Origin of the sequence: Streptomyces sp. FXJ1.172, from assembly GCF_001636945.3 — a bacterium.
Classification (GTDB): Bacteria; Actinomycetota; Actinomycetes; order Streptomycetales; family Streptomycetaceae; genus Streptomyces.
Genome location: NZ_CP119133.2, coordinates 1,328,810 through 1,341,119, shown reverse-complemented (window position 1 = coordinate 1,341,119; position 12,310 = coordinate 1,328,810). Strand labels below are relative to the sequence as shown.

Here is a 12,310-nt window from a genome sequence, read left to right as displayed (position 1 = left end):
GAGCGGAGGCCGCGATGAACATGCCCGCCGACAAGATACTTGACGCGCTGCGTGCATCTCTCAAAGAGACCGAACGGCTGCGGCAGCACAATCGTGAACTCGTTTCCGCGTCGCGGGAACCGATCGCGATTGTGGGGATGGGCTGCCGGTTCCCCGGTGGGGCGGCGGATCCGGAGGGCTTTTGGCGACTGGTTGCGGGCGAGACCGACGCGATCTCGAACTTTCCCATGGACCGGGGCTGGGACACGGGAGCGTCGGGCGACCCGGAGACCGCGTATGCCCGTGTGGGTGGCTTCCTGTCCGGTGCCGGTGACTTTGACGCGGAGTTCTTCGGGATCAGTCCGCGTGAGGCTGTGGCGATGGATCCGCAGCAGCGGTTGCTGCTGGAGACGTGCTGGGAGGCGTTGGAGGACGCGGGAATCGACCCGGCTTCGCTGGAGGGTACCGATGTCGGTGTGTATGCCGGGATCATCGCGTCGAGTTACCGCGCCGGTGAGAGGGACGGTGCGGGCTATGGGGTGACCGGGACTCCGGTGAGTGTGGCGTCGGGTCGGGTTGCGTATTGCTTGGGGTTGCAGGGTCCTGCGGTGTCGGTGGATACGGCGTGTTCGTCGTCGTTGACGGCGATGCATCTGGCGGCGCAGGCGTTGCGGTCGGGTGAGTGTGGGATGGCGTTGGCGGGTGGTGTGACGGTGATGGCGACGCCGGGCACGTTCACCGAGTTTGCGCGGCAGCGGGGGTTGGCTGGGGACGGCCGGTGCAAGCCGTTTGCGGATGCCGCGGATGGTACGGGGTGGGGTGAGGGTGTCGGGGTGCTGGTGTTGGAGCGGTTGTCTGATGCGCGTGCGCGTGGGCATCGGGTGTTGGCGGTGATACGTGGTAGTGCGGTGAATCAGGATGGTGCGTCGAACGGGCTGACGGCGCCGAATGGTCCGTCGCAGCAGCGGGTGATCCGGCAGGCGCTGGCGAGTGCGGGGTTGTCGGCGCGGGATGTGGATGTGGTCGAGGCGCATGGCACGGGTACGGCGCTGGGCGACCCGATCGAAGCCCAGGCGCTGATCGCGACGTATGGGCAGGATCGGCCGGAGGGCCGGCCGTTGTGGCTGGGCTCGGTGAAGTCGAACATCGGTCACACCCAGGCGGCGGCGGGTGTGGCTGGTGTGATCAAGATGGTGTTGGCGATGCAGCATGGTGTGCTGCCCAGGACGTTGCATGTGGATGCGCCGTCTTCGCATGTGGATTGGTCGGCGGGGTCGGTGGAGCTGCTGACGGAGGCGCGGGAGTGGCCTGCGGGCGCCGGGCCGCGGCGGGCGGGTGTGTCCGGGTTCGGGATCAGTGGTACGAATGTGCATCTGATTCTGGAGCAGGGTGAGCTGTGTGAGGAGGATCCGGCTCCTGAACCGGATGGGGGTGCGGTTGCGTGGGTGGTTTCTGCGCGGTCGTCGGGTGCGTTGGTGGAGCAGGCGGGTCGGTTGCGGGAGTTTGTTGTGGCGCGGCCGGAGTTGGCTGTGGGGGATGTGGCGTTTTCGTTGGCTTCGTCGCGGTCGGTTGGGTTTCCGTATCGGTTGGTGGTGGTGGGTGGGGAGCGTGGTGAGTTGTTGGATGGGTTGGGGGTTGGTGTGTCGGGTGGTGGTGGGTCGGGTGTGGTGGTGGGGCGTGGGGGTGAGGGCCGGGTGGGTCTGGTGTTTTCGGGTCAGGGGAGTCAGCGGGTGGGGATGGGTGGGGGTTTGTATGCGGCGTTTCCGGTGTTTGCTGAGGCGTTTGATGAGGTGTGTGATGCGTTTGAGGGGTTGTTGCCTGGTTCGTTGCGGGAGGTGATCGGGCGGGGTGGGCCGGAGTTGGATGAGACGGTGTTTGCGCAGGCGGGGTTGTTTGCGGTGCAGGTGGGGTTGTTCCGGTTGGTGTCGTCGTGGGGTGTGGAGCCGGTGTGTGTGGCGGGGCATTCGGTTGGTGAGGTGTCGGCGGCGTTTGTGGCGGGGGTGTGGGATCTGCGGGGTGCGTGTGCGGTGGTGGCTGCGCGTGGCCGGTTGATGCAGGAGTTGCCTGTGGGTGGGGCGATGGTGGCGTTGGATGCGTCGCCGGAGCAGGCGGGGGAGTTGGTTGCCGGGCAGGAGGGGGTGGGGGTCGCTGCGGTGAATGGGCCTGGGCAGACGGTGGTGTCGGGGGTGGAGTCGGTGGTGGAGCGGTTGGCTGGGGTGTGGCGGGAGCGGGGTGGGCGTGCGCGTCGGTTGCGGGTGAGTCATGCGTTTCATTCGCCGTTGATGGATCCGATGTTGGAGGAGTTCGGGCGGGTTTTGGCGGGGGTGGAGTTTCACGAGTCGCGGATTGCTCTGGTGACGGGCAAGCCGGGGGCGCAGGTGACGGATCCGGGGTATTGGGTGGCGCATGTGCGGGAGACGGTGCGGTATCACGACACGGTTGTGGCGATGCGTGATGCGGGTGTGAACATTTTTGCGGAGCTGGGTCCGGACGGGGCGTTGTCGGCGATGGCGGATCCGGACTCTGGGGTGTGGGTGCCGGTGCTGCGGGCCGGGCAGGACGAGCCCGCGAGTGCGTTGAAGGCTCTTGCGGGTGTGTATGTGGCGGGGGGTGAAGTGGACTGGGCGCAGGTCACTGGTCCGGATGGCCGGGCGGGTGGTCGGGCTCGCAGGGTGGGTCTGCCGACGTATGCGTTCCAGCGGCGGCGGTACTGGCCGCGTGCGCTGGGCCAGCGGGGCGATGTGTCTTCGGTGGGTCTGCAGTCGTCGGGGCATCCGTTGCTGGCGGCGGCGGTGTGGCTGTCGGAGGGTGACGGGCTGGTGCTGACCGGCCGCCTGTCGGTGGCGGCGGCGCCGTGGCTGGCCGATCACGCCGTGCACGGGAGGGCGCTGCTGGCCGGGACCGCGTTCGTCGACCTGGCCGTCCACGCCGGCGACCTGGTCGGCTGCGGGGTGCTCGAGGAACTCGCCTTGCAGGAGCCGTTGCTGCTGCCCGGCCAGGGCGGCGTGCAGATACAGGTGCACGTGGGCGACAGCGAGGACGGTGCCGATGGTGATGGCGTTGGCGGGGGCCGTCGGTCGGTGACGGTTTCTTCGCGGGACGCGGAAGGCGCCTGGGTCCGGCACGCGGTCGGCGTGCTGTCGGCCACGACCCAGTCGGCTCCGGCGCCGCTCGTGCAATGGCCGCCGTCCGGGGCCGAACCGGTCTCGCTCGATGGTGTCTACGAGCAACTGGCGGAGCGTGGTTACGGGTACGGCCCGGCGTTCCAGGGACTCCACCGTGCCTGGCGCATCGGCGACAGGATCTATACCGAGGCCGAACTCCCCAGGACAGCGGAAACCGAACTCCCTGAAACCGCCGGAGGACCCGCATCGCCCGGGTCGGGGGCTGCGGTTGGCGGATTCGGGCTGCACCCGGCGCTGTTGGACGCTGCCCTGCACGGTCTGCTCGTCGGCAGGTCCGAGAGGTCTGAAGGGGAAGGCAGGTCCGGCAGGTCTGGCGGTGGCGTGGGCTTGCCGTTCATGTGGTCCGGGGTGCGGCTGCTTGCCGCCGGTGCCCGTCATCTGCGGACCGTCCTTGCCCCGGGGGCGGACGGCTCGATCGCCGTCAGTGCGTTCGACGGGACCGGGCAGCCGGTCCTGCAGGCGAAGTCACTGGTTTTGCGGGAGATCCCGGCAGACCAACTCTCCCGTCCTGGGGAGCGCGATGCGCGCCGTTCGCTGTTCACTGTGGATTGGGTGCCGCTCCCGGCACAGCAACGTCGGGCCGTGCGGCAGTGGGCGAGGTATGGGCAGGTAGCCGGGTCGGAGTACCCGTCGATGGTCGTGGCAGCGGTGCCTTCTGCCGGGCCAGGGCAGGAGGCACCGGCCGTGGCTCGGGACGCTACGGCGCTGGTGCTGGGGTGGGTGCAGGAGTGGTTGGCTGATCCCGGCACCGAGGACGCGCAGTTGGTCCTGTGGACCCGGGGCGCGGCCAGCGGGCAGGACCTGTCTGCTGCGGCGGTGTGCGGCCTCGTCCGCTCTGCGCAGAGCGAGCACCCCGGTCGGCTCTTGCTGGTCGACGTCGACCCTGCAACGGGGTTGGATGCCGGCCGCGATGCCGACGTGGAGACAGTGCTGGCTGCGGTGTCGAGTGCCGGCGAGCCGGAGACCTGGATCCGTCCGGGCACGGATACTGCGGCGCCGGAGGCTTTCGGGCGGCGGTTGGTGCGGGTGGGCGAGCGAGAGGTGGTCCTGTCTCCGGGGTCGGGTTGGCGACTGGCGGTGGGCGCGCCGGGCGATCTGGACAGCGTCGGCGTTGTCGACGCCCCTGAGAACGGTGCGAGGTTGCTGGCGGGCCATGTTCGGGTGGCGGTACGTGCCGCAGGGGTCAACTTCCGCGACGTGGTGACGGGCTTGGGGATGGTCGCTGACGGGAGGGCTCTGGGTGGTGAGGGCGCCGGGGTCGTGCTGGAGGTGGGCCCGGGGGTGGAGGGTCTTGTCGTGGGGCAGGCGGTGACTGGCTTGATGCCTGGGTGGGGGCCGGTTTCGGTTGTTGATCATCGGTTGGTGACGGGTGTGCCGCGGGGGTGGTCGTTCGAGGAGGCTGCGGCGGTGCCGGTGGTGTTCCTGACGGCGTTTTATGGTTTGCGGGATTTGGCGGGGGTGCGTGCGGGTCAGCGGGTGTTGATTCATGCGGGTACTGGTGGTGTGGGGATGGCTGCGGTGCAGTTGGCCCGGGCGTGGGGGTTGGAGGTGTTTGCGACGGCGAGTGCGGCCAAGCAGGACACGCTGCGGGCTATGGGTATCGCGGACGACCACATTGCTTCGTCGCGTGATCTGGAGTTCGGTGAGCGGTTCCTCGCGGTCACGGGCGGTGAGGGTGTGGATGTCGTTCTGAACTCGTTGACGGGGGAGTTCGTCGAGGCGTCGCTGGCGTTGCTGCCTCGGGGTGGGCGGTTCGTGGAGATGGGTAAGACGGACGTCCGTCGGGCCGATGAGGTGGCCCGGTCGTATCCCGGGGTGGTGTATCAGGCGTTTGATCTGATGGATGCGGGTGTGCCGCGTATCGCGGTGATGCTTGCGGAGATCATGGGGATGTTCGAGGCGGGGTCGTTGCGGTTGCTGCCGGTGACCGGGTTCGGTCTGTCGCAGGCGGTCTCGGCGTTGCGTTACCTGCAGGCGGCCCGGCATGTGGGCAAGGTGGTCCTGCGTGTGCCGGCTGAATGGGACCCGGATGGCACGGTGCTGATCACGGGCGGTACCGGGACGTTGGGGCGGGAGTTGGCCCGGCATCTGGTGACGGCCCGGGGTATGCGGCATCTGCTGCTGGTCTCGCGGCAGGGGCCGGGGGCGCCGGGTGCCGCTGAGTTGGTTGCGGAGCTGGCGGAACTGGGCGCTGCGGTGCGGATAGTGGCTGGCGATGCAGCCGACCGTGCCGTGCTGGCCGACGTGTTGGAGGGAATTGAGGCCGAGCATCCGCTGACTGCGGTGGTGCACGCAGCCGGGGTGCTCGACGATGCGACGGTTGAGTCGCTGAACGCACAGAGGATCGCGACTGTGCTTGCGGCGAAGGCGGACGCCGCTTGGAATCTGCACGAGTTGACCGAGGAGATGGACCTGGCCGGGTTCGTCCTGTACTCCTCGGCTGCCGCGGCGCTCGGCAGCCCGGGACAGGGCAGTTACGCGGCGGCCAACGCGTTCCTGGATGCGCTGGCGGCTCACCGTCGTGAACGGGGGTTGGTGGGACAGTCGTTGGCGTGGGGGCTGTGGGCCGAACGCTCGGCCATGACGGCGCAGCTGGGTGAATCCGGAAGGTCCCGGCTGACCCGCGGCGGCATTCGGGCGATGACCACGGAACAGGGCCTGGCTCTGTTCGACATGGCAGCGCGAGTGACCGCACCGCTGGTGGTCCCGGCACGGCTGGAGCTGGCCGGGCTCTCGCGCACCGGACCGCTGCCCGCCGTGTTGCGGGAGTTGGCCACGGGGACAGGAACACGACCCACCGCCGCCGCGGCGACCGTGCCGGGGGAGGGCTTGGCTGCCCAGTTGGCTGCGCTCAGTGCGGCCGAGCGGGAGCAGGCCGTCCTGCAGATCGTACGAACCCATGCCGCGGCCGTACTTGGACATGCTCGGCCAGAGAACGTCGACCCACAACAAGCGTTCCGTGACATGGGCTTCGATTCCCTGACCGCGCTCGAACTGCGCAACCGACTCGCGACTGCAACTGCACTTCGACTGCCCGCCACTCTGGTCTTCGACCACCCGGCGCCGCTCGAACTGACCCGATACCTGCACGACCAGCTGCTACCTCAACTGGCCGACGCCGGCCAGGAGACAGACGCTGCGGCTGCGGCTGTGGGGCCGACGGTCCGCGCTGGTCTGGATGAGCCGATTGCGATTGTGGGGATGGGCTGCCGGTTCCCTGGCGGGGCCCAGAACCCGGAGGGATTCTGGGGGCTGCTGGCGGACGGAACGGATGCGATCTCGGGGTTCCCTGCCGACCGCGGCTGGGACACCAACGGGTCCAGCGAGCGGGAAGGGGGCTACACCCGAGCGGGTGGGTTCATACCCGGAGCGGGCCTGTTCGACGCGGAGTTCTTCGGGATCAGTCCGCGTGAGGCTGTGGCGATGGATCCGCAGCAGCGGTTGCTGCTGGAGACGTGCTGGGAGGCGTTGGAGGACGCGGGAATCGACCCGGCGTCGTTGCGGGGTTCCGATGTCGGTGTGTATGCCGGGATCATCGCATCGAGCTACCGGGCCGGGGATCGCGACGGTGCGAGTGGGTTCGGAATGACCGGGACCACAGCCAGCGTGGCGTCGGGTCGGGTTGCGTATTGCTTGGGGTTGCAGGGTCCTGCGGTGTCGGTGGATACGGCGTGTTCGTCGTCGTTGACGGCGATGCATCTGGCGGCGCAGGCGTTGCGGTCGGGTGAGTGTGGGATGGCGTTGGCGGGTGGTGTGACGGTGATGGCGACGCCGGGCACGTTCACTGAGTTTGCGCGGCAGCGGGGGTTGGCTGGGGATGGCCGGTGCAAGCCGTTTGCGGATGCCGCGGATGGTACGGGGTGGGGTGAGGGTGTCGGGGTGCTGGTGTTGGAGCGGTTGTCTGATGCGCGTGCGCGTGGGCATCGGGTGTTGGCGGTGATACGTGGTAGTGCGGTGAATCAGGATGGTGCGTCGAATGGTTTGACGGCGCCGAATGGTCCGTCGCAGCAGCGGGTGATCCGGCAGGCGCTGGCGAGTGCGGGGTTGTCGGCGCGGGATGTGGATGTGGTCGAGGCGCATGGCACGGGTACGGCGCTGGGCGACCCGATCGAAGCCCAGGCGCTGATCGCGACGTATGGGCAGGATCGGCCGGAGGGCCGGCCGTTGTGGCTGGGCTCGGTGAAGTCGAACATCGGTCACACCCAGGCGGCGGCGGGTGTGGCCGGGGTGATCAAGATGGTGTTGGCGATGCAGCATGGTGTGCTGCCCAGGACGTTGCATGTGGATGCGCCGTCTTCGCATGTGGATTGGTCGGCGGGGTCGGTGGAGTTGTTGACCGAGGCGCGGGAGTGGGCCGCTGATGTCAGGCCGCGGCGGGCGGGTGTGTCGGGGTTCGGGATCAGTGGTACGAATGTGCATCTGATTCTGGAGCAGGGTGAGCTGTGTGAGGAGGATCCGGCTCCTGAACCGGATGGGGGTGCGGTTGCGTGGGTGGTTTCTGCGCGGTCGGAGGCGGCGTTGGTGGAGCAGGCGGGTCGGTTGCGGGAGTTTGTGGTGGCGCGGCCGGAGTTGGCTGTGGGGGATGTGGCGTTTTCGTTGGCTTCGACGCGGTCGGTTGGGTTTCCGTATCGGTTGGTGGTGGTGGGTGGGGAGCGTGGTGAGTTGTTGGATGGGTTGGGGGTTGGTGTGTCGGGTGGTGGTGGGTCGGGTGTGGTGGTGGGGCGTGCGGGTGAGGGCCGGGTGGGTCTGGTGTTTTCGGGTCAGGGGAGTCAGCGGGTGGGGATGGGTGGGGGTTTGTATGCGGCGTTTCCGGTGTTTGCTGAGGCGTTTGATGAGGTGTGTGATGCGTTTGAGGGGTTGTTGCCTGGTTCGTTGCGGGAGGTGATCGGGCGGGGTGGGCCGGAGTTGGATGAGACGGTGTTTGCGCAGGCGGGGTTGTTTGCGGTGCAGGTGGGGTTGTTCCGGTTGGTGTCGTCGTGGGGTGTGGAGCCGGTGTGTGTGGCGGGGCATTCGGTTGGTGAGGTGTCGGCGGCGTTTGTGGCGGGGGTGTGGGATCTGCGGGGTGCGTGTGCGGTGGTGGCTGCGCGTGGCCGGTTGATGCAGGAGTTGCCTGTGGGTGGGGCGATGGTGGCGTTGGATGCGTCGCCGGAGCAGGCGGGGGAGTTGGTTGCCGGGCAGGAGGGGGTGGGGGTCGCTGCGGTGAATGGGCCTGGGCAGACGGTGGTGTCGGGGGTGGAGTCGGTGGTGGAGCGGTTGGCTGGGGTGTGGCGGGAGCGGGGTGGGCGTGCGCGTCGGTTGCGGGTGAGCCATGCGTTTCATTCGCCGTTGATGGATCCGATGTTGGAGGAGTTCGGGCGGGTTTTGGCGGGGGTGGAGTTTCACGAGCCGCGGATTGCTCTGGTGACGGGCAAGCCGGGGGCGCAGGTGACGGATCCGGGGTATTGGGTGGCGCATGTGCGGGAGACGGTGCGGTATCACGACACGGTCGTGGCGATGCGTGATGCGGGTGTGAACATTTTTGCGGAGCTGGGTCCGGACGGGGCGTTGTCGGCGATGGCGGATCCGGACTCTGGGGTGTGGGTGCCGGTGCTGCGGGCCGGGCAGGACGAGCCCGCGAGTGCGTTGAAGGCGCTGGCGGGTGTGTATGTGGCAGGGGGTGAAGTGGACTGGGCGCAGGTCACTGGTCCGGATGGCCGGGCGGGTGGTCGGGCTCGCAGGGTGGGTCTGCCGACGTATGCGTTCCAGCGGCGGCGGTACTGGCCGCGTGCGCTGGGCCAGCGGGGCGATGTGTCTTCGGTGGGTCTGCAGTCGTCGGGGCATCCGTTGCTGGCGGCGGCGGTGTGGCTGTCGGAGGGTGACGGACTGGTGCTGACCGGCCGCCTGTCGGTGGCGGCGGCGCCGTGGCTGGCCGATCACGCCGTGCACGGGACGGTGTTGCTGGCCGGTACCGCGTTCGTCGACCTGGCCGTCCACGCCGGCGACCTGGTCGGCTGCGGGGTGCTCGAGGAACTCGCCTTGCAGGAGCCGTTGCTGCTGCCCGGCCAGGGCGGCGTGCAGATACAGGTACACGTCACCGGCAGCGATGACGGCGGTGACGGCGGTAGTGGTGACGGCATCGGTGAGGGTCGTCGGTCGGTGACGGTTTCTTCGCGGGACGCGGAGGGCCAGTGGGTGCGGCATGCGGTCGGGGTGCTGTCTGCCGCCAGTGGGCCGGTTCCGGCGCCGTTGGTGCAGTGGCCGCCGTCCGGGGCCGAACCGGTTCCGCTCGATGGCGTCTACGGTCAGTTGGCTGAGCGTGGGTACGGGTACGGGCCGGCGTTCCAGGGACTCCACCGTGCCTGGCGCATCGGGGACACGATCTACACCGAAGCCGAACTCCCCGAAACAGCCGAAACCGAACTCCCCGAAACAGCCGGAGCTGAATCGCCCGGGGCTGAGGCTGAGGCTGAGGCTGGCGGGTTCGGGCTGCACCCTGCGCTGCTGGACGCCGCTCTGCACGGCCTACTTGCAGCCAAGCTCGTTGGCTCTGGTGGCGGATCAGGTAGGCCTGGTGGTTTGCCGTTTGCATGGTCCGGGGTTCGGTTGCTCGCTGACGGTGCCCGTCATCTGCGGAGCGTTCTGGCCCAGGGGTCGGACGGGTCGATCTCGGTGAGTGCGTTCGACGGGGCGGGGCAGCCGGTGCTGGAGGCCCAGTCTCTGGTGTTGCGGGAGATTCCGGCAGGCCACATGACGCGTCCCGGCGAGCGGGAAGTGCGTCGATCACTGTTCAGGGTGGACTGGGTTCCCCTGCCGACCTCGCACGAGCTGGTCGTGCCGCAGTGGGCCCGCCACGGACAGGCAGCCGGGTCGGAGTACCCGCCGGTGGTCGTCGCGGTGGTGCCTTCTGCTGCGGTCGGGCAGGAGGCGCCCGCCGCGGCCCGGGCGGTGAGCGAGCTGGTGCTCGGGTGGGTGCAGGAGTGGCTGGCCGATCCCGCCACCGCTGACGCCCAGTTGCTGATATGCACCCAGGGTGCGGCCAATGGGCAGGATCTGTCGGCAGCGGCGGTGTCCGGTCTGATTCGCTCCGCGCAGTCCGAACACCCCGGTCGTCTCCTACTGGTTGATGTCGACCCCGCCACGGGGTTGGACGCCGGCCGGGATGCCGATGTGGAGACTGTGCTGGCTGCAGTGTTGGGCGCCGGTGAGCCTGAGACCTGGATTCGTCCGGCAGCCGATACCGGGGCCCCGGTGGCGTTCGGGCGGCGGCTGGCGCGGGCCGGGACGGGCGACGCACAGCAGGTGCCCGTCGACTGGGATCCGGACGGCACGGTGCTGATCACCGGTGGCACCGGGACACTCGGCAGGCAGCTGGCCCGGCACCTGGTCACGACCCGCGGGATGCGCCACCTGACACTCCTCTCGCGCCAGGGGCCCGCTGCACCGGGTGCGGCCGAGTTGGTCGCGGATCTGGCGGAACTGGGTGCTGCGGTACACATCGTGGCAGGGGACGCAGCGGACCGCAGTGTGCTGGCCGAGGTGTTGGGCGGGATAGAGGTCAAGCACCCGTTGACGGCGGTGGTGCATGCTGCCGGCGTGCTGGACGACGCCACGGTCGAGTCGCTCACCGCGCAGCGGATGGCGACGGTGCTGGCGGCGAAGGCGGACGCGGCGTGGAATCTCCACGAGTTGACCGAAGGGATGGACCTGGCCGGGTTCGTCCTGTACTCCTCGGCTGCCGCGATCCTCGGCAGCCCCGGGCAGGGCAATTACGCGGCGGCCAACGCGTTCCTGGACGCACTCGCCGCCCACCGTCGTGATCGTGGGTTGGTGGGTCAGTCGCTGGCGTGGGGGTTGTGGGCCGAACGCTCAACAATTACTGCGCATCTCGATGACGCCGGGATGTCCCGGCTGACCCGCGGCGGCATCCGACCGATGACCACCGCACAAGGGCTGGCCCTGTTCGATGCAGCAGCCCGACTGACCACACCACTGCTCGTCCCGGCCCGACTGGAACCGGCCAGGCTCTCCCGCACCAGGGGCGCGCTGCCCCCGCTGCTGCGCAACCTGGCCACAGGCACCGGAAAACGGCCGACCGCCGCCGCAACGGCCCAGGGCCTGGCCGCCCGGCTGGCGGCACTTGACACGGTTGACCGGGAGCAGGCTGTCCTGCAGATCGTACGAGCCCATGCTGCGGCAGTCCTTGGACATGCCCGGCCCGAGGTGGTTGAGCCGCAGCAGGCGTTCCGGGACATGGGCTTCGACTCCCTGACCGCACTCGAACTGCGCAACCGACTCGCCACCGCAACCGGACTCCGACTGCCCGCCACCCTGATCTTCGACCACCGCAGTGCCGCCGCGCTCGCTGCGCACGTGACAGCTCAGTTCTGCAGCGACTGAGCCGTCCAATACCGACGTCATCGTGGGCCTCGCCGCGGCCGTCACGACCGTACTGCCGTGGCCGTCACGGCTGTGCTGCCGTGGCCGTCACGGCTGTGCCGCGGCGGGCGTCACGGCTGTGCCGCCGCGGGCGTCTTCGGGGGAGTTGCCCCCGGCCTCAGCGCGGGCGGTTTCGTACTCATCCGTGCCGTTCCCGGCCTCGCGTGCGGTTGCGGGGCCCTCATTGCCGACGAGGTTCCACGGGCCGCTCCGCGCTGCCCGCCGGCGCGGTCGGCACAGCCGAACGTGGCTCGATCCGGCGCCGCGCAGGTCACGGGCTCACGGGCGCCCTGTCCCCGGCTGGGCCGGACCCGGAATGGGGGCAGAGTTACCCCGCAGTTGCTGGACGATGGCTGTCGGCTCTTACGTGACCCTGCGATGCCAGGAAACATGAACCCGGCCAGCCGCATGCTGAGGAGGCCGCCCGTGGTCATTCCGCCCGTTCGCCCGCCGAACTCGCTGGGTTCGGCGAGTTCCTGTTGCCCTTGCACCCGCCGGACGAGCACCCCATGCCGGAGGGATGGTTCACGGTGAAAGTGCAGATCGATTCCGGGCGCTGCCAAGGGCACGGCCGTTGCTATGACATCGATCCCGAGGCTTTCGGCGACGACGCCGAGGGGTACGGAAAGGTCCTGGGAGACGGCCAAGTGCCGGCGGGCCATGAGCGTGCGACCCGCCTCGCGGCCGCCAGTTGCCCGGAGCGGGCGATAACCCTGGCTGAGGAAGCGTGA

At 69.0% G+C, this 12,310-nt stretch carries 1 protein-coding gene and 1 pseudogene; both read left to right on the top strand.

The window, feature by feature from the left end:
• Window positions 1-14 precede the first annotated feature (14 nt).
• Window positions 15-11,516, top strand: a pseudogene (locus A6P39_RS06310) (SDR family NAD(P)-dependent oxidoreductase); the annotation flags it as partial.
• 572 nt (window positions 11,517-12,088) lie between these two features.
• A complete protein-coding gene (locus tag A6P39_RS06305; RefSeq protein WP_234379131.1) occupies window positions 12,089-12,310 on the top strand; it encodes a ferredoxin in 222 nt (73 codons plus the stop codon).